The sequence below is a fragment of the Streptomyces sp. NPDC048523 genome (assembly GCF_043199815.1).
In the GTDB taxonomy this organism is placed as follows: domain Bacteria; phylum Actinomycetota; class Actinomycetes; order Streptomycetales; family Streptomycetaceae; genus Streptomyces.
In genome coordinates, this window is the sequence record NZ_JBICWQ010000017.1 from 41,937 (window position 1) to 59,241 (window position 17,305).

Sequence of the window (17,305 nt, forward strand, 5' to 3'; positions counted from 1 at the left end):
AGCTCGAGCCTCCCTCGAAGGTCGGCCCAGGCAGCGGACAAGATCCACGAGCTCAGTCGGCGGGGCTGCGCACCAGCGTCGGATGCCGGCTCTGCGCGGTCGCGGAGCCGGCATCCGTACTCGCCGCTCCCGGCCGCCGAGTCGAGCCTCGCTCAAAGGCCGGCCGAGGCAGTGGGCCGGATCTACGCACTCCTCACACCCGGCAACGGGCCCCACCCCACGGACGCCCCCGCACTGCGTCGTCGGCGGGCTCGCGCACCCACGGGCCCCGTGTCCTCGCGCAAGCGGCATCCGTCCTCGTCCGATCCCGGTCATCACGTCGACCCGCGCTCGAAGGGCCGGCCGAGCGCAGCGGGTTCCCGGTGCTGGGTGGTGAACAGCAGCATGGCCAGGAGCGCGAGCAGATACGGGGCCGCGACGAGGAGTTGGGCGTTGAGGGTGACGCCGAGCGCCGGGAGGGCCAGCCGCATCGCGTCGGAGAGGCCGAACACCAGGCAGCCGAGCAGGGTCCGGCCGAGCCGCCACGCCCCGAAGATCACCGCGGCGATGACGATGTAGCCGCGCCCGGCCGTCATGTTCTGGTTGAACGATCCGACCTCGCCAACGGCGAGGTACGCGCCCCCGAGACCGGCCAGCGCGCCGCACCACAGCAGAGCCTGTCGGCGCCGCATGTTCACCTTGATGCCCGTGACATCGGCCGCCTGGGGGTTCTCCCCCACCGCCCGCAGTTCCAGGCCCCAGCGGCTGCGCTCCATCAGCCACCAGGTGAGCGGCACCAGCGCGAACAGGAAGAAGGCGGGCCAGCGTTCGGAGAACAGCGGCTTGCCGATCACGGGGATGTCCTGCAGCAGCGGGATCGACAGCATGTGGACCTGGTGCGAGGCGAACTGGTTCGTCGTGATCAGGTAGCTCGTCAGGCCGAGGACCAGCGCGTTCAGCACCAGGCCGACCACGAAGGTGTTGATCTGCGCCCGGTGGGCGAGGTTGCCGTGGACGAAGCCGAGGACGAGGCCCGTCACGACGCCGGCCACGAGACCGACGGTGGCGCTGCCGGTCGCGCTCGCGGTGGCGATCGAGGTGAACGCGGCGCCGAGCATCATCGCCTCGACGGAGATGTTCATCGTGCCGGCGCGCTCGGCCACGTACTCGCCGCAGGCGGCGAACGCCAGTGGCACCGTCAGCCGGACACCGCTGGCGAGGATGGTGGTGGTGCTGTCCAGGGCGCTCACGCGGATGCCTTCACCTTGGTCGGGACAACGGACACGGCGGTCGCCGTCCGCGGGATCGCACGACGCCGCCTGCGGAAGAGATCGACGAGGACGGGCGGCGCGACGAACGCCAGGACCAGCAACGCCTTGACGACATCGACGAGGTAGTACGGCACGCCTGTCGCCGAGAGGAAGTCGCCGCCCGCACGCAGCACGGCGAACACCAACGACACTGGGACCGCGACCAGGGGCCGGTTGCGAGCGACGAGCGCGACGAGCAGGCCGTCCCAGCCGAAGTTGTCCGAGAGCCCGGCCTGCAGTTGGTTGGTGCCGATCGGGCTGACCAGCAGCAGCCCGCCCGCCAGCCCGGCCAGGGCGCCGGACAGCGCCAGGGTGAAGCCGCCGAGCGCTGCCACCCGGACACCGGTGTGCTTGGCCGTCAGCGGATTCAGTCCGAGCATGCGTACCCGAAAGCCCCACCGGCTGCGGCTGAGGACCAACGCGACGCCGACCGCGGCGAGGAGGGCGATGAACAGGCCCACGTTCAACTGCACCGACGGGTACTGCCCGAAACCGCCGAGCCGGGCGTTGGCCGGCAGGGGGTTGGACGCCGCGTCAGCGATGCCCGAAGTGCCCTGCGCGCTCTCCTGCAGCCACGGCGTGCTGACCGCGAAGGTGACGAGCTGGATGGCGAGGAACGTCATCAGCAGAGTGCTCACCGGGACGTTGACGCCCCGGTAGCGGAGCATCAGGGCACTGAGCGCGGCCCAGGCGCCACCGCCGACCGCCGCGGCGATCATCACCACGACGACCAGCATCGGGCCGGGCAGTGCCAGCCGCAGTCCGACCCAGGCTCCGACCAGGCCGCCGATGAGCACCTGTCCCTCCTGGCCGATGTTGAACGTGCCGGCCGACGCGCAGACGCACGCCCCGACCGCGACCAGCAGCAGCGGTGCCGCGTTGAGCAGCGTCGTCGTCCATCCCGCGGCGTCGGCCAGGCTCCCGGTCCATATCGCGCTCGCCGAAGCACTCGGCGAGCCACCGGTGAGCAGGAGCAGCAGCGCCGACGCACCCGCGGCGACGGCGACCAGCACCACGGTGAGGCCCATCACGAGCGGGCCACCGGGCCCGGGCCGAAGGCGAGCGAGAAAGCGCCGGGCTTGGTCGTCGACGCTCGTCAGCGAGGCGGCACTCATGCGGCCTCACCGCCGACCAGCATGCCCAGTCGCTCGGGGTTCGCCTCCGAGACGGGGAGTGCTCCGGTGATCCGCCCGCACGAGATCACCGCGATCCAGGTTGCAAGGGCCATGACTTCCTCGAGTTCGGTGGAGATGAGCAGCACTCCGACGCCTTCCGCGGCCGCCCTGCGCAGGCGGGCGTACATGTCCTCGATGGCGCCGACGTCCAGCCCGTGGGTGGGTTGCGCCGCCACCAGGACGCTGGTGTCACCGGACAGTTCCCGGGCGAGCACGACGCGCTGCTGGTTGCCTCCGGACAGGCTGCGTAGCGGTGCGTCGAGTGAGGGGGCGACGATGTTGAACTCGTCGGCGAGGCGACGGGCCTCGGCGAGCATCGCGCGCCGACGCAGCAGGAAGCGGCCGCTGAGCTTGTCGAGCGACTTCATCGTCAGGTTTTCGGTGACGCTCATGTCGAGGACGACACCGCTTTGGTGCCGGTCCTCCGGCACGATGCCGAGACCGGCCTTCCCGAGCGCGCCCGGCCGGGCCACATCGACCCTGTGCCCGGCGACCTCGATGGTGCCGGCGGTCGGCAGGACCAGCCCGGCGAGGACTTCGCCGAGCGCCGCCTGGCCGCTGCCCTCGACGCCGTAGAGGGCGCAGATCTCGCCCGCGCCGACGGTCAGGTCGACTCCTTCCAGAACCCTGACCCCGCCTTTTTCGACGGTGAGTCCGGCGAGGCGCAGGACGGGCGGCTGCCGGTCGTGCGCGCCGCCCTCGCCGGTACGGGTTTTCCGCACCGGCAGCAGGCCCAGCGCGGCGGCCTCCTCGTGCAGCGACACGTCACGGCCCACCATCCGGCGGGCGAGTTCCGGCGCGGTGGTCTCCGCGGTGACCGCCCGGAAGGCGACCCGGCCCTTGCGCAGCACCGTCACCCGGTCGGTGGCCTGCTCGATCTCGGCGAGCTTGTGGCTGATGAGGATGACCGCGCGTCCTTCCTCCTGCACCACCCGGCCGAGCACGGCGAACAGCTCCTGCGACTCGGCCTGGGTCAGCACCGAGGTGGGCTCGTCCAGGATCAGGATCCGGGGGTTGCGGCGCAGGCACTTGACCACCTCGACGCGCTGCCGCTCGCCCGCCGCGAGCGCGTCGACGCGCGCCTCGGGGTCGACCGGCAGCCCGTACCGCCCGGCGACCTCGGCGATCTCGGCACAGATCGCCTGCTTGTTCACCGCGCCCGTGTCGCCGAGCGCGACGTTCTCCCACACGGTGAGCCCGTTGATGAGGCTGAAGTGCTGGTGCACCATGCCGATGCCCAGCTCGGCCGCTTCCTGCGGGCTGTCCAGCGCGACCTGCTCTCCGCGCACCAGCACGGTGCCGGCGTCGCGCCGGATCAGCCCGAGGAGGACCTTCATGAGACTGGACTTGCCCGCCCCGTTCTCGCCCAGGAGACCGTGGATCTCGCCGGCGTCGACGGTGAGGTCCACGGCGTCGCAGGCCGTGACGGATCCGTAGGTCTTGGTGATGCCACGCAGCTCGAGGATCCGGGCCGCTGAGGTCGTCGGTGTCATCGCGTGTGAGTCTCCTGGGTCGGTGTCGGCACGGTCAGCCGAGGCGCTTGACCTCGGCCTCCGGGTCGATCGCCTTGGTGCCGATCTTCTTCATGAACTGGGCCAACTGCTGGTCCTCGTCGCCCTGGCCGTTGCAGATCCTGACGGTCGGGTAGGGATCGACGCCCAGCTGCCACACGCGCTCCGTGCCCATCTTCAGGTCGTCCTTGGCGAAGTTCTCCAGCGCGGCGCGGAAGTAGTCGCCCGGGCTGAAGATCACCGAGATGTCGAACTTCGGGCTGGTCGAGGCGCACCGGTCGGTGCCCGGGGTGAGGGTCAGCGCGCCGTTGGCGTTGGCCAGCTGCGCGGCAGCGTCGGTCGCTCCGCCGAGATAGGGGTAGATGACCTTGGCGCCCTGGCTGATCTGTGCCTGGGTGGCCTCCTTGGCCTTCGCCGAGTCGTTGAAGTCACCGGTGTAGGTGCTCACCAGGGTGGCCTTCGGGACGACCTCCCGGATCCCGGCCAGGAAGGCCTTGGCCCCGAGGACGCTGAAGTCGGCCTTGACGCCGGTGACGAACCCGGCCTTGGTGTAGCCGGCCGCCTTCATCTTCAGGCCCGCGGCGTAACCGGCGGCGAGCAGCGACTGGTTGGGATTGTCGGAGGACAGCAGGATCCGCGGGGACTGGTCGATGTTCGCCGACGACGGCACGTACCAGGCCGTCTTGGCGCAGACCGGCTCCTCGGAGGCCGGGATGGCGGCCTTCAGCTCACCGGCTGCGAGCGCGACCAGGTCGACGTGCTGCTGGCACAGCGCGCGTGCCGCGGTCAGCGCGTCACCGGCGGGCACGCTGCCGCGCTTGATGACCTTCCATCCCTTCTCCTTGGCGAAGGCGTCCGCGGAGTCGACGAAGCTCTCGTAGAAGCCGTGGTCGTTGATGTCGCCGGGGCTGAGAACCCCTATGACGACCTTGCCGTCTCCGTTGACGTCGGGCTCCTTGAGGCCCGAGCCGCCCGCACTCGCCGTGCCGGTCGCCGCGGCGGTCGCCTTGGGTGCCGTCGCCGCGTTGCTGGCGCAGCCGGAGAGCGCGAGGCCTCCCGCGAGGGCGAGGCCGAGTGCGGCCCGACGACGCCGGAGCGAAGTTCTTGCAGTCATGGTTGCTGTTCCATTCGCTGGGTGGCACCGCCCTGGCAGGGGCGGTGGCGGGGCGGGGAGTGGGTCAGTTGGCGGGCGTGTCGGCGCGTTCGAGTTCGGCGTAGGCGACCCGCTCCTGGTGGAAGAGGGCCTCCTCACCCGCGGCGACGAAGTACGGGAAGCCCATCCGCCCGACCGCTCGGACCCGGGTGGGGTCGATGCGGTCCGGGGCGGACATGATCGAGTCGTCGGTGGTGATGCAGACGACCTCGGCGAGCACGATGTGCACGCCCGAGAAGCAGGACGTGTGATCGCCGCGGTCGATGACCTCGTGCACACGGCACTCCAGGTGCGCGGGGCTGTCGGCCAGCGACGGCGTGTCGACGACCTGTGAGGGCACCGGCCGCCAGTCGGCGACGTCCATCTCGCTCACGCCACGGGGGTATTCGCGGGCCACCGCCTCGATGTGCTCGGCGATCGCGACGGTGGTCAGGTTGACGACGAACTCACCCGTGCGCTCGATGTTGAGCCAGGTGTCCTTCGGCTGCGCGGTGCCCTCCCGCTGGGCGCCGATGGTGACCGCGATCAGCGGGGGTTCGCCGCAGACCGGCATGTAGTAGCTGTACGGCGCGACATTGATCCCCCCGTCCGGGTCGAGCGTCGTGATCATCGCAATCGGCCGCGGCACCACCAGTTGCGAGAGCAGGCCCTGCTTGTGGGCCGGAGAGCGTCCGGACATGTGGATGACGTTCAACGGGTGGTCTCCTTTGCGGTGCCCGCCGGCCGCGTCGGCCAGGTCGGGCGGGGCCTGATGCCTGCGCGCCGCAGGAGGGCGGCGGACCGCTCGGCGGCTGCCTCGGCGACGGCGGCCAGGTCGATACCGGTCGGCTGCCGTTCCCGGACGACCACGCGGCCGTCGACCAGCACGTCACGGACGGTGCGTGAGACGTGGCCCCACACGAGCTGGCGGGCCAGGTCGCCCCGGGGCATCCAGGCGGGGTCGCGGGTGTCGAGTACGACGATGTCGGCGGCCTTGCCGACCTCGAGGGAGCCGGTCCGCTCGCCGAGACCGATCGCCTCGGCGCCGTCGACGGTCGCGAGCGCGAACGCCTGCTCGGCGCGGATCGGGTCGGGCAGGTCACGGTCGCGTTCTAGGCCGGCGAACAGATAGGCGGCCAGGAGGACGTCCGGGGCGTCGCCGGCGTTGTGGGCGTCGCAGCCCAGTGCCACCCGGCCGCCCCGGCGCACCAGTTCGGCGTGGCGCGAGGCACGCGTGTACCCCTGGGCGAGACGCAGGTAGGCCCCGGGGCAGGCGGCGACCGCGGTACGGGTGGCGAGGATCGCGTCGACCTCCGCGTCGTCGAGCCACACGGCGTGCCCGAGCAGCAGGCGCGGGCCGAGTACTCCCAGCTCGTCGAAGTGGAGCACCGGTCGGCGCGCACTGCGCTTGGCGTAGGCCTCGACGTCGGCGGGCCCCGGCGAGATGTGCCAGGTCAGCCCGGTGTCGAGCCGCTCTGCCAGGCTCGCCGCTCCGGTGAACAGCTCGTCACTGGCCAGGTCGTGGCCCACCAGCGTCACCCACCCGGTGACCGGCCCGGTGACCGGCAGGGACCGGACGATGTCCTCCTGTCTGGCGAGCACCTCGTCGGCTGGGGCGCCGAACGGCACGCCCTCGGCGTCCCAGCCCCAGCCGCCGACCCGCGCGCGGATGCCCGCGGCGGCCAGTCCTTCGGCGACCCGTTCCGGATAGGCCACCGTGCCCGGCTCCAGCACCGTGGTGATGCCCCGGGTCAGGCACTCGACGGCCGTGATCGTCGCGGCGAGTTCGTCGTCGTCACCGTCGGCGTGGGCGTGCAGCGGGACGATCCAGTCGAAGATCGACTCCTGCGAGCCGATGTGGTCCGGGATCGTGCTGCGTACGAGGGGGTCCACGGTCGTGTGCTGGTGGGCGTCGACGAGGCCCGGGATGACGACACAGCCCGAGGCGTCGATCTCCTTTGCACCCGGGAATCGGGAGCGCAGGTCCTCGGCCGTGCCGAGCGCGGAGATGCTGTCCCCGGACACGGCGAGCGTCGCGCCGGTGAGGACCCTCCGCGCGGAGTCCATGGTGACGATGTCGCCGCCCACGACGAGAAGGTCGGTCATGGCGTGATCACGACCTTTCCGATGGTGTCGCGGGCGCCGAGCATGTCCCAGGCGTCGGCGAGATCAGCGAGCGGGAACAGTGCGGCGGTGGGCAGGTGCAGGCGGTCGGCGAAGCAGGCTGAGGTGGCGGCGACGAAGTCGGCCGAGGTGTAGCCGCCTGCGCCCAGCAGTTTCAGGCCGCGGTGGAAGACCTCGCTGAGCGAGAACGCCACCTGGTCGCCGCTGGTGTTGCCCAGCATCAGCAGACGTCCGCCGATGCCGAGGCAGTCCAGTGAGGTGCGCCAGGTGTCGGTGCCGACGTGGTCCAGGACCAGGTCCGCTCCGGCGCCGTCGGTGAAGGCCGACACCGCTTTCGCGGGGTCGGGGTCGTCGCTGGGGAGGGCCAGGTCCGCGCCGGCCGCGCGAGCGGCGGCCAGCTTCGCGCCGCTGCCCGCGAAGGCGACGACCGAGGCACCGGCCCGCTTGGCCAGCGCGATGGCCGCCAGGCTGACGGGACTGGCGGCCGCGTGCACGACAAGGGTCTCACCGGTGTGCAGGGCCCCGACGGTGTGCACCGCATGCCACGCTGTCGCGAAGGCGGTCGGCAGGGTGACGGCTGCGGCTAGTGGCAGGGACTTCGGAACCCGGACGACCGATTCGGCGGACGCAAGGACGTATTCGGCGAGCGCGCCGGGGATGTTGCCGCCGATGATGCGCGGGCTCGCGCAGTACGCACGGTCGCCCGCCGAACAGCGCGGGCAACTGCCGCAGCCTTGTGTGGGATCGGCGATGACCCGGTCGCCCGGGACGATGGAGCTGACCGCGGAGCCGGTCGCCGCCACCGTTCCGGCGAAGTCCATGCCCGGCACGTGCGGAAGGCGGAACCCGGGGATCAGGCCCGGCCCCTTGCGCTGCAGCAGGTCCAGGCGGTTCAGCCCGCAGTACGCGACCTCGACGACGACGTCGCGCGGTCCGCACACCGGCTCCGGGACGTCCTGCAGGGACACGACCTCGGTTCCCCCGAAATCGGTCTGCACCATCGCTCGCACCGCGGCCCTCCTCACCTCACCCGTCTCGCATTGCGAGTCGGTGGAACGTATTGTGAGGCCACTCTGCCCATGCCGAACAGTGCTGTCAACGCTTGTAGGGAAAAACTGGGTTTCGTCGGCGTTGCGCCTGTCCGTGACAATCGCGGGTGCAGGCGGCAGGCCGGAAGAGGCCGGTGCGGACGCTCGCTCGGCGCCACCCCCGCCGCGGAGAAGGGCTGTTCAGGGTCCGGCTGGAACCGGCTCGTCGCCGTGCGGCTGCCGGTCGTCGGCAGCGAGCAGGTCGAGCGCCGCGAGCGCCAGGTGCAGTTCGGCCGAGGCGGCGGGCAGCAGGGGGTCCGTGCCCAGGAGGTTCTTGATCTGGCGGACCCGGTAGCCCACCGAGTTGCGGTGGAGGTGGAGCTGTTCGGAGACGCTCTGCCGGCTGCCCCTCTCGGCCAGCCAGGCGCGGAGGGTCGCCATCAGTTCCGGACGCTGCCTGATGGGCCCGAGGTGCGCCTCGGCATACGCCTCGAGGTGCGCGCGTGGGAGGGGCAGCAGCACCTGGACCACCCCGCACCCGTCGAAGGTGAGCAGCGGGACGCCCCGGGTCCTGGCCAGCCCGAGCAGCCGTTCGGCCTCGGTGAAGGACCGGGCCAGACCGATGGGCGATGCGGGGTGGGAGCCGCTCGCCGCGACGATGTCGTCACCCGCGGACTCGTCACCGGTCATGTGGCGCAGCCGGCTTCGCAGGCGGGCGAGCGTGACCTCGCCGGCCGCCACCGTCCATGCCGTGCGCGCCTCCTGCTGCACAGGGTGCTCCAGCCAGGTGAGAGCGGTGGACCAGGCGCGCAGGCGGGAGCCGCTGTAGTGGAGTACGGCACCGGCCGGCGGTCGCTGCAGATCGATCCCCAGTTCCGAGGCCGCCGCGCACACCGAGGGGCTCACCGTCCCGGACCGCAGTGCGGCGACGACGTCGGCCGGTGTATGTGGCGGCGAGGCTTGGGCGGTGTCGTCCCCCGCGCGCACGGCGTCGATGAGGAGCGCGGTGACCGCGGCACCGGCCAGCTGCTGCACGCGCGGATCACCGGGACCGACGGTCAGCAGTACACCGGCCACGGTCGTCCCCGCACGCACGGGCAGCGCTGTGGCGCGCAGCCCGTCCAGCGTGTCGACCACCGGTCCGGCCGCGCCGGCGAGCACACCGTCCGCCACCGTGGCCGGCACTCCTGACCCGCCGTCGGTGGTCGCCAGCACCGCGCCCTCGGCGGACAGCAGCCGCACCTGCCGGCCGGTGGCCCGGACCAGCGCGTGGAGCACGTCCGAGCGCGCGGCGCCGGCGAGCACGGCCTCGGTCAGTTCCCGCTCCAGCGCAGCCGATTCGGCGTCCGGACCGGCCCTGTCGCGGGCCGGTCCGGACCGTGCTTCGGCGACGGTTCCCATGATGTCGAGTCTCAGCGGGCCAGCAGCCGGATGGCCACGCCCTTCTCCTGGGTGTACTCGCGCAGCGCCGCGTAGCCGCCGCCCCGGCTGAAGCCGCTGTCCTTCTGCATGTTGAAGGGGAAGCCGATCACTCCCGCGTCGTGGAACTGGTTGACCGCCACCTGCCCGGAGCGGACGTCCTTCGCCAGGCGCAGGGCCCGGGAGACGTCGTTGGTCCAGATGCAGGCCAGCAGGCCGAAGTCCGTCGCGTTCATCTGTTCGGTAGCCGCGGCCGTGTCGCGGAAGGACTGTACGGCGAGGACCGGGCCGAAGATCTCCTCGCGGGCGACGCGCATGCCCGCGTCCACGCGGTCGTACACGGTCGGCTGGACGAACCATCCGTCGCCGGTGGGTGCGCCTCCGGTGACCAGCCGCGCGCCGTCGCGAGGCGCGTCCTCGAGGAAGCCGCTGACGCGGGCGAACTGCGTGGCGCTGACCAGTGGCCCCATGTCCAGGTCGGCGTCCCAGGGCCCGGTCTTGACGGCGGCCATGGCGGCGGCGACCCGCTCCACGACCTCGTCGTGCACCGAGGCCTCGACGAGCAGCCGGGAACCGGCGTAGCAGTTCTGCCCCGCGTTCTCGGTGATCGAGCCGACGACCGCCTCGATCGCCGTGTCGAGGTCGGCGTCGGCGAACAGCACGTTCGGCGACTTGCCGCCGAGTTCGAGCTTCACCGGGACGAGGTTCTGCGCGGCGGCCGTCATGATCGCCCGTCCGGTCGCGGTGGAGCCGACGAAGCTGATGTGGTCGACGCCCGGGTGCGAGGTCAGCGCGGCGCCCGCCTCGGGGCCGCCCGCGACGACGTTGATCACCCCGGGAGGGAACCCGGCTCGGCGGGCGAGTTCGGCGAGTGCGAACGGGGCCAACGGCGCGATCTCGGACGGCTTGAGGACGACCGCGTTGCCCGCGGCCAGCGCCGGCGCGACGTTCGCGGCGGTGAGCACCGCGGGCACGTTCCACGGGATGACGACGGCGCACACGCCGTACGGCTCGGGAACCGTGTAGCCCAGGAAGTCGGGGCTGCGGGTCGGCAGCGTGACCCCGGTGAGCTTGTCGGCCGCGCCGGCGAAGTAGTTGATGATGTCGTGGGCGATGTAGATGTTCGTCCGGCCCCCGGACAGTGGTTTGCCGACGTCCCTCGCCTCTACGGCCGCCAGTGCCTCGACGTCGGCGAGGATCAGGTCGGCCCAGCGCCCGATCAGTGCCCCGCGGTCGCTGGGGTTGGTCGCCGCCCAGCCAGGGGAGGCGCGCCGCGCCGCAGCGACCGCGTCGTCGACATCTGCTCCACCGGAAAGCGCCACCTTGGTGATCACCTGCTGGGTGGCCGGATCGACGATGTCCAGGGTGCCCCCGTCGCGGGCCCCGACCCACTCGCCGTCGATGAATTGCTGGGAGGAAGGGAAGTCAACAGCCGCCATAGGTGAACCTTGACCGACCCTGTCACGCATGTCAATATGCGATCTCGCTATGTGAGTCACTGAGGAGGCCTGGTGCGCGCCACCGCCGCTCTGCTGGAGCAACCCGGACAGCCCTTCGTCCTGACCGAGGTGGACCTGGACGAACCCCGCCCCGACGAGGTGCTCGTCCGCGTCGCCGGGGTCGGCATCTGCGGCACCGACCTGGAATTCGCCACCTTCTTCCCCACGCCCGCGCTGCTCGGGCACGAGGGGTCGGGCGTCGTCGAGAAGGTCGGCGCGCATGTCACGTCCGTGCGCCCGGGCGACAGCGTCACCATGTCCTTCGCCTCGTGCGGCACGTGCACGCTGTGCCGCACCGGCTCGCCCGCCTACTGCCGCAGCTTCGACGCGGTGAACTTCTCCGGCCGCCGGCCCGACGGCTCCACCGCGGTGACCCATGACGGGCGCGAGGTCAACGCCCACTTCCTCGGCCAGTCGTCGTTCGCCAGTCATGTCGTCGCGCCGGAGCGGGCGGTCGTCCGGATCGATCCGTCCCTGGACCTGCTGCGGGCCGGGCCCTTCGGCTGTGGCTTCCAGACCGGGGCCGGCGGCGTGCTCAACGTGCTGCAGCCGCGCCCCGGTTCGTCGATCGCGGTCTTCGGAGCGGGGGCCGTCGGCGTGGCCGCCATCATCGCGGCCTCGCTGAGCGGCTGCGGGATCGTCGCCGCCGTCGACGTGAACCCGGCCAAGCTGGAGGCGGCCCGCGGCTACGGCGCCACGCACACCGTCGACTCCTCGGCCGGGCCGGCCGCCGAGCAGTTGGCCGCCCTCGTCCCCGAGGGATTCGACTTCGTGATCGACACGACAGGCCGAGAGGACGTCCTGCGCACCGCTGTGGAGTCACTTGGGCCGCTCGGCCGCGCCGGGGTCATCGGAATCGGACCGAGCGAGACGATGAGTTTCGACTGGCGGAGCATCCTCAACGGGCGCAGTGTCACCGGCATCATCGGCGGGTCCAGCCTGCCGCAGGTGTTCCTGCCGAAGCTGCTCGGACTCAACGCCAAGGGGCAGTTCCCGGTCGAGAAGATGATCACCTATTTCCCGTTCGAGCAGATCAACGAGGCCGTCGCGGCGGTTCGGTCCGGTGCGGTCGGCAAGGCCGTGCTGACCTTCTAGACGTTAGGGTGGCCCGACGCAGACGAGGCACCTGTTCACCCGGTGGCGCGGCCGGTCAACACCGCGCAGAAGACCGAGCACGTGGAGCGTGCCCTTCATGTCCGCCGACATCGACTTCGATCACCACTCCGACGAGGCCAACGCCGATCCGGTCGCCTACTACGCGCGTTTCCGCGAGTCCTGCCCGGTAGGCCGCACCACCGCCCATGGCGGCTTCACCTATACGACGCGGTATGCCGACGTGGCCCGCATCGCCCGCGACGACGCCACGTTCTCCTCGGCCCGCAGCGACCACGGTGGTCAGGGGGTCGGCATCGTCATCCCCAAGGGACCGGGTCTCGACCAGTACCCGATCGAGCTCGACCCCCCGCGGTCGACCGACTACCGCCAACTGATCAACCCGCTGCTCACCCCGGAGGCGATCGAGCGGCTGGTGCCCATGATCGAGCGGCATGCCGCCCGCGTCGTGGACGACTTCGTCGAGCTCGGCTCCTGCGACTTCGTCCGTGACCTCACCAACCCGCTGCCGGCCGCGGTGACCTTGGACTGGCTGGGTTTCCCCGAGGAGGACTGGGCGAAGCTGGCCGGTCCGATCCACGACATCTTCGCCGCACCGGCCGCCAGCGAGCGCGCCGTGCGCGGGGCCGCCGGACTGGCCTACATGGACCAGCGCATCCGCGAGCTGATCGCCGAGCGCCGGTCGGCACCACGGGCCGACGCGGTCAGCGCACTGGTGGCCGGCCGGCGCGGTGACGGCAGCGAGTTCGGCGAGGACGAACTGGTGTCGGTGATCGGCCTGCTCATCGCCGGCGGCGTCGACACCACCACCTCCCTGACCGGATCGACGCTCGTCCACCTCGCTCGCCACCCCGACCAGCGCCAGAAGCTGATCGACTCCCCCGATCTGCTGGACGCCGCGACCGAGGAGTTCCTCCGCGCGTTCGCCCCGTCGCAGTCGATGGCGCGCACGGTCACCCGCGACGTCGAGGTCGGCGGCTGCCCGATGCACCAGGGCGACCGGGTACTGATCCCGTGGGTCGCCGCGAACCACGACCCCGCGGTGTTCCCCGACCCCGAACAGGTACGGCTGGACCGCGACGCCAGCAGGCATCTCAGCTTCGGGATCGGCTCGCACCGGTGCGCCGGCGCGCATCTCGCCCGGGCCATGTTCCGCGCGATGACGACGCAGGTGCTGACCCGGCTGCCCGACTACCGGGTGATCGAGGACGGTCTCGTCGCCTACCCGACGCGTGGCAACCAGTCCGGCTGGGACGCGGTTCCGGCGGTCTTCACACCCGGCCCCCGGGCAGGTGCGGCGGCAGGCCCGGTCCGGGCCCTGACCACGCCCACGCAGCTGCGGGTGACCGCGGTGCGCGCGGCGGCGCAGGACGTCGTCGCCGTCGACCTCGCCCTGCCGGACGGAGGAGACCTCCCCGCCTGGCGGCCCGGCGCGCACATCGAGCTGCGTCTGCCCTCGGGCAGGCTGCGCCAGTACTCGCTGTGCGGTGACCCCGCCGACGTCGGCACGTGGCGCATCGGTGTCCTGCGCGAGCCCCGGGGCCGGGGCGGATCGGTCGAACTCCACGAACTGGCCCGCCCCGGGGCACTGTTCATGGTCCGCGGGCCGCGCAACCACTTCCCGCTCACCTCGGCGCCGTCCTATCTGTTCCTCGCCGGCGGCATCGGCGTCACCCCGATCCTCGCCATGGTCCGGGCGGCGGCCGGGCGCGGCACGCCGTTCACCGTCGTGTACGGCGGACGCACCCGGTCGACGATGGCGTTCGCGGACGAACTCACCGCCGTCGCCGGCGACGCGCTCACCCTGCTCCCCCAGGACGAGGCCGGGCTGCCGGACCTGCCCCGGCTGCTGGGCGGGGTGAACGCGGACACCGCCGTCCACGCGTGCGGGCCGGCGCCGATGCTGGCGGCCGTCGAGCGCGAGTGCGCCCGCCTGGGTCTCGCCGACCGGCTGCACCTGGAGCGCTTCACCGCCGGCGACGACCTCGAGACGGCGTACGACGCCGCGGAGAACCGGGACTTCGACGTCCAGCTCGCGCGCACGGGAGGCACGCTCACCGTGCCGGCCGACCGCCGCCTCATCGAGGTACTGCGCGACGCGGTACCCGGCCTGTCCTACGACTGCGAGAAGGGCTACTGCGGCGCCTGCGAGACCCGTGTCCTCGGCGGGACTCCGGAGCACCGGGACTCCGTGCTCAGCGAGGAGGAACGCCGTGCCGGGCGCACGATGATGATCTGTGTGGGGCGATGCCGGGGCGACCGACTCGTCCTCGACCTCTGAGTCTCCTCGGCCGTACGGGGCCAACAGCGGACGCGATGTCCGCTGTTGGCCCCGAGCGCTGCCCGGATCGGCACAGCCGTAGGTTCGCCCCGAGCAACTCATGCGAGATGCCATATTGGAATACGAGACAGCGTTACGGCACGGACCCGCCCCGGAAACACCGGGGCAACGGGACGTTCCTAGCGTCGGGCCAGCCCTTCCCCTCGATGAAAGGTCGGCCATGACTGCGCTCGACTCGCCCCTCCTCGACGTCGCCGCGACCGGATTCCCGATCCTCCAGCCCGGCCACGGAGCGATCGCGTCGACGACCTACGTCCCGTCAACGCCCGCGAACACCCTGTGGGGCCGCCTGCCCTGCGAGGCGGACGCCCCTTGCGCGGTCGTCCGACCGGGCTCCGTCGTCACGGTCGACACACTCAGCCACGAGGGAGTTCTCGAGGACCAGGGCCGCAACCCCTCCCGGTTCTTCGGCCGTTACGGCGTCGGCGGCGGCCATGTGCTCGACGACGCCCAGCAGATGGCGGACTCCGGTGTACCGCACGACTTCGACGGCGACGGACCACACCTCGTCACCGGACCGATAGCGGTGGCCGGCGCCCGGCCCGGCGATCTGCTCGCCATCACCGTCCTCGGCCTCACCCCGCGGGTTCCGTACGGCATGGTCTCCGCACGCCACGGGTTCGGCGCGCTCCCCGGCGAGATGCCGTCGCTGCCCGGTCCCTCGTTCACCTTCGCCACGGCGCATGCGGATCGCGACGGCGCGTGGGGCCGGATGGCGGTGGATTCTGCGGACCCCTCCCGCGGTTCACTGCGCTTCCCTCTGCGGCCGTTCCTCGGCGTGATGGGCGTGGCGGTGCCCGGGGACGAGCGGCCGCACTCGGTGCCGCCGGGGCGCCACGGGGGCAACATCGACATCTCCCTGCTCGGCGAGGGCGCCACGTTGTACCTCCCGGTGCAGGTCGACGACGCGCTGGTGTACTTCGGGGACCCCCACTTCGCCCAGGGTGACGGCGAAGTGGCCCTCACCGCGTTCGAGGCGTCGTTGCGCGCCACCGTGAAGCTCGAGGTGGTGCCGGGCGGCGCGGCCCTGCGGCCCGGCCACGGACGCGTCGCCCCGTTCGCCGAGACGGACGAGCATCTGGTGCCGATCGGACTGGACAGGGACCTCGACGAGGCGATGCGCGACTGCGTGCGCTGCGCGCTGGACCTGCTCGCGACGGACTACGGCATCGACCGCCATCTGGCCATGGCGTATCTCAGCGCGGCAGGCGACTTCGCGGTCTCCCAGGTCGTCGACGACGTGAAGGGCGTCCACGCGAGGATCCGCAAGTCAGACTTCCGTGAGGTCCGCCGACCGTCCTGACCGGCGAACGCGTGACGGGATCAGGGCCAGGAAGAGAGCGCTCCGAGCCACACACAGGTGGCGACCGCGGTCAGGATCTGGGCGCAGGCCGGACCCATGGACCGCAGCATCGCCTCGGACCCGCCCCGCTCCCGGCCGCCCCACACGGCACCGCACACACCGGCCAGCGCCGCCAGCGCGACCGAGCGCTCCGAGGAATCGGCCGCACTGCCGAGAGACCGGACCGCGGCCTCCCGCCTCTCCCCGTCCAGGACGTCGTAGCGACGAGCCAACCCGGTCGCCAACGGCAACCGCCTCGGCGTGCGAACGAGGACACCCTCAGCGATCATGGCGGCCGACAGACGCCTGTGTGCGCCGATGCTCAGGGTTCTGACCCACTCCGACGCGGTGCGCGGCTTGCGGGACGACCGGATCCGTACGAGGACCTCGCCGAGCGCGCGGTCCCGTGGCTGTGCACCGTCGGCGGCGACAAGGTATCCGTCCACCGTGTGGAGGAAGCCGTCCAGAGCGAGTTCCATCAGCATCGCGCCGCTCAGGCCGAAGCCGAGGCCGGTGCCATAGCCGGGAACCCGGCCGCGGTTGTCCAGATACACGGCCAGCATGAAGTCTCCGCAGAGGCTCGAGGTGGCATCGGTCTTCATCCCGGTCTCCCCAATGAGGCGCTACGGCACTATGGCGGGCCCAGAGATCCTGCGTCAATGCAAGATATCGTCCCGGCATACGGAACACAGCCCTCATCGGGTCAGGCTCCCCGATCGATATTTCAGCGGTATGAGGGTTCCCAGCGATCCGGCCACGGCTGACGCGCGCGGCGCCGACTACTGCAGATTCGATCCGATCGAGTCGGCCGCCCACTGCACGAGCCGCCATGGCAGTCTTGAGGCGTCCCCTCGATGGACAGCGCAGGCTTGGGGGCAGCCCTCTTGGGGAACTTGGGCGTCATGCAGATTCTCGTTGGAATTCTGTTCGTTCTGTGTGGAGTTGGCATGCTGCTCATAGCGAAGCCGCTGGCCACGTGGGATGCCGACAAGGTGGATGTATGGAGCGGCCTTCGCTATCTGCACGGGGTGAACTACAACCGGGTCAGCTTCCTCCTGGGCGGTCTGGGCGCCGTTTTCGCCGGCGGGTACCTGATCGTCACGGGCTGAAAGCCTCGTAGGCCAGCCGGGTCCGGTACCCGAACCGCCGTGCTGGGTGCTTGGCTCCCGCTCCGCAGTGCGCGCCGTCCATCGTGGTGTGGGCCGGGCGCACCAGGTACACGATCCGGCCGTGCCTTCCAGCCACGTCGGTCAGAGCCGGTTCGGTGGCACAGATCGCCACGTCAGCGGCCTTGCTCGTCGTGGTCACGGACTAGGTGCTCAGCCGATTCAC

15 protein-coding genes and 1 pseudogene are annotated in these 17,305 nt (G+C 71.4%); 5 read left to right on the top strand and 11 right to left on the bottom strand.

The genetic code is table 11. From position 1 onward, the window contains the following. Positions 1-314 precede the first annotated feature (314 nt). The 9 genes from ACGFWE_RS42240 to ACGFWE_RS42280 all read right to left on the bottom strand — a co-directional run bounded on the left by ACGFWE_RS42240 (position 315) and on the right by ACGFWE_RS42280 (position 11,117). The gene (locus ACGFWE_RS42240) at positions 315-1,229 is read right to left on the bottom strand and encodes an ABC transporter permease (protein ID WP_352391499.1); all 915 of its coding nucleotides are present in this window, start codon (positions 1,227-1,229) and stop codon (positions 315-317) included. Further along, positions 1,226-2,404 carry an ABC transporter permease gene (locus ACGFWE_RS42245; protein ID WP_352391498.1) on the bottom strand — a complete coding sequence of 393 codons (1,179 nt, stop codon included), beginning with the start codon at positions 2,402-2,404 and terminating at the stop codon, positions 1,226-1,228. Before ACGFWE_RS42245 ends, ACGFWE_RS42240 begins: the two co-directional genes overlap by 4 nt. Then, on the bottom strand, positions 2,401-3,957 hold the full coding sequence (locus ACGFWE_RS42250; protein WP_393605846.1) for an ABC transporter ATP-binding protein: 1,557 nt from the start codon (positions 3,955-3,957) through the stop codon (positions 2,401-2,403). The genes ACGFWE_RS42245 and ACGFWE_RS42250 overlap by 4 nt, the downstream gene beginning before the upstream one ends. 34 nt (positions 3,958-3,991) lie before the next feature. Then, a complete protein-coding gene (locus ACGFWE_RS42255) occupies positions 3,992-5,089 on the bottom strand; it encodes a BMP family ABC transporter substrate-binding protein (RefSeq protein WP_352391496.1) in 1,098 nt (365 codons plus the stop codon). 64 nt (positions 5,090-5,153) lie between these two features. Continuing rightward, complete coding sequence (locus ACGFWE_RS42260; RefSeq protein WP_393605848.1) at positions 5,154-5,807, bottom strand: flavin reductase family protein; 654 nt, start codon at positions 5,805-5,807, stop codon at positions 5,154-5,156. Positions 5,808-5,818: 11 nt separating this feature from the next. Beyond that, complete coding sequence (locus tag ACGFWE_RS42265) at positions 5,819-7,213, bottom strand: amidohydrolase family protein (RefSeq protein ID WP_393605850.1); 1,395 nt, start codon at positions 7,211-7,213, stop codon at positions 5,819-5,821. Beyond that, positions 7,210-8,232 (bottom strand): alcohol dehydrogenase catalytic domain-containing protein, encoded by a 1,023-nt coding sequence (locus ACGFWE_RS42270; protein WP_393605852.1) that lies wholly within the window; start codon positions 8,230-8,232, stop codon positions 7,210-7,212. The genes ACGFWE_RS42265 and ACGFWE_RS42270 overlap by 4 nt, the downstream gene beginning before the upstream one ends. 228 nt (positions 8,233-8,460) lie before the next feature. After that, positions 8,461-9,660, bottom strand: coding sequence for a PucR family transcriptional regulator (locus ACGFWE_RS42275; RefSeq protein WP_393605854.1), 1,200 nt, complete (start codon positions 9,658-9,660; stop codon positions 8,461-8,463). Positions 9,661-9,671: 11 nt separating this feature from the next. Next, positions 9,672-11,117, bottom strand: a complete 1,446-nt coding sequence (locus tag ACGFWE_RS42280; RefSeq protein WP_393605856.1) for an aldehyde dehydrogenase family protein — start codon at positions 11,115-11,117, stop codon at positions 9,672-9,674. A gap of 72 nt (positions 11,118-11,189) precedes the next feature. Here ACGFWE_RS42280 and ACGFWE_RS42285 point away from each other — a divergent pair, with 72 nt between their 5' ends. From ACGFWE_RS42285 to ACGFWE_RS42300, 4 genes and pseudogenes are all read left to right on the top strand, one after another. Beyond that, complete coding sequence (locus ACGFWE_RS42285) at positions 11,190-12,272, top strand: NAD(P)-dependent alcohol dehydrogenase (RefSeq protein ID WP_352391490.1); 1,083 nt, start codon at positions 11,190-11,192, stop codon at positions 12,270-12,272. Between the two features lie 661 nt (positions 12,273-12,933). After that, a pseudogene (locus ACGFWE_RS42290) lies at positions 12,934-13,461 on the top strand (cytochrome P450); the annotation flags it as partial. 147 nt (positions 13,462-13,608) lie between these two features. After that, a complete protein-coding gene (locus ACGFWE_RS42295; RefSeq protein WP_393605880.1) occupies positions 13,609-14,571 on the top strand; it encodes a PDR/VanB family oxidoreductase in 963 nt (320 codons plus the stop codon). A 220-nt stretch (positions 14,572-14,791) separates the two neighbouring features. After that, complete coding sequence (locus ACGFWE_RS42300) at positions 14,792-15,934, top strand: acetamidase/formamidase family protein (RefSeq protein ID WP_393605858.1); 1,143 nt, start codon at positions 14,792-14,794, stop codon at positions 15,932-15,934. A gap of 20 nt (positions 15,935-15,954) precedes the next feature. On the opposite strand, the gene ACGFWE_RS42305 is transcribed toward ACGFWE_RS42300, so the two are convergent. Then, positions 15,955-16,575 (bottom strand): GPP34 family phosphoprotein, encoded by a 621-nt coding sequence (locus tag ACGFWE_RS42305; RefSeq protein WP_393605860.1) that lies wholly within the window; start codon positions 16,573-16,575, stop codon positions 15,955-15,957. Positions 16,576-16,920: 345 nt separating this feature from the next. Here ACGFWE_RS42305 and ACGFWE_RS42310 point away from each other — a divergent pair, with 345 nt between their 5' ends. Continuing rightward, entirely contained in the window at positions 16,921-17,082 is a 162-nt protein-coding gene (locus tag ACGFWE_RS42310; RefSeq protein WP_352391486.1) for a hypothetical protein, read from the top strand. On the opposite strand, the gene ACGFWE_RS42315 is transcribed toward ACGFWE_RS42310, so the two are convergent. Continuing rightward, positions 17,072-17,281, bottom strand: coding sequence for a hypothetical protein (locus tag ACGFWE_RS42315; protein WP_393605862.1), 210 nt, complete (start codon positions 17,279-17,281; stop codon positions 17,072-17,074). The two genes, ACGFWE_RS42310 and ACGFWE_RS42315, sit on opposite strands and share 11 nt — an antisense overlap. Positions 17,282-17,305 lie beyond the last annotated feature (24 nt).

What these genes read in the sequence shown, in the direction of transcription:
- ACGFWE_RS42245 (WP_352391498.1), bottom strand. Translation starts at nt 2,404, where the DNA reads ATGAGTGCCGCCTCGCTGACGAGCGTCGACGACCAAGCCCGGCGCTTT.
- ACGFWE_RS42250 (WP_393605846.1), bottom strand. Translation starts at nt 3,957, where the DNA reads ATGACACCGACGACCTCAGCGGCCCGGATCCTCGAGCTGCGTGGCATC.
- ACGFWE_RS42255 (WP_352391496.1), bottom strand. Translation starts at nt 5,089, where the DNA reads ATGACTGCAAGAACTTCGCTCCGGCGTCGTCGGGCCGCACTCGGCCTC.
- ACGFWE_RS42260 (WP_393605848.1), bottom strand. Translation starts at nt 5,807, where the DNA reads ATGTCCGGACGCTCTCCGGCCCACAAGCAGGGCCTGCTCTCGCAACTG.
- ACGFWE_RS42265 (WP_393605850.1), bottom strand. Translation starts at nt 7,213, where the DNA reads ATGACCGACCTTCTCGTCGTGGGCGGCGACATCGTCACCATGGACTCC.
- ACGFWE_RS42270 (WP_393605852.1), bottom strand. Translation starts at nt 8,232, where the DNA reads ATGGTGCAGACCGATTTCGGGGGAACCGAGGTCGTGTCCCTGCAGGAC.
- ACGFWE_RS42275 (WP_393605854.1), bottom strand. Translation starts at nt 9,660, where the DNA reads ATGGGAACCGTCGCCGAAGCACGGTCCGGACCGGCCCGCGACAGGGCC.
- ACGFWE_RS42280 (WP_393605856.1), bottom strand. Translation starts at nt 11,117, where the DNA reads ATGGCGGCTGTTGACTTCCCTTCCTCCCAGCAATTCATCGACGGCGAG.
- ACGFWE_RS42300 (WP_393605858.1), top strand. Translation starts at nt 14,792, where the DNA reads ATGACTGCGCTCGACTCGCCCCTCCTCGACGTCGCCGCGACCGGATTC.
- ACGFWE_RS42305 (WP_393605860.1), bottom strand. Translation starts at nt 16,575, where the DNA reads ATGAAGACCGATGCCACCTCGAGCCTCTGCGGAGACTTCATGCTGGCC.
- ACGFWE_RS42310 (WP_352391486.1), top strand. Translation starts at nt 16,921, where the DNA reads ATGCTGCTCATAGCGAAGCCGCTGGCCACGTGGGATGCCGACAAGGTG.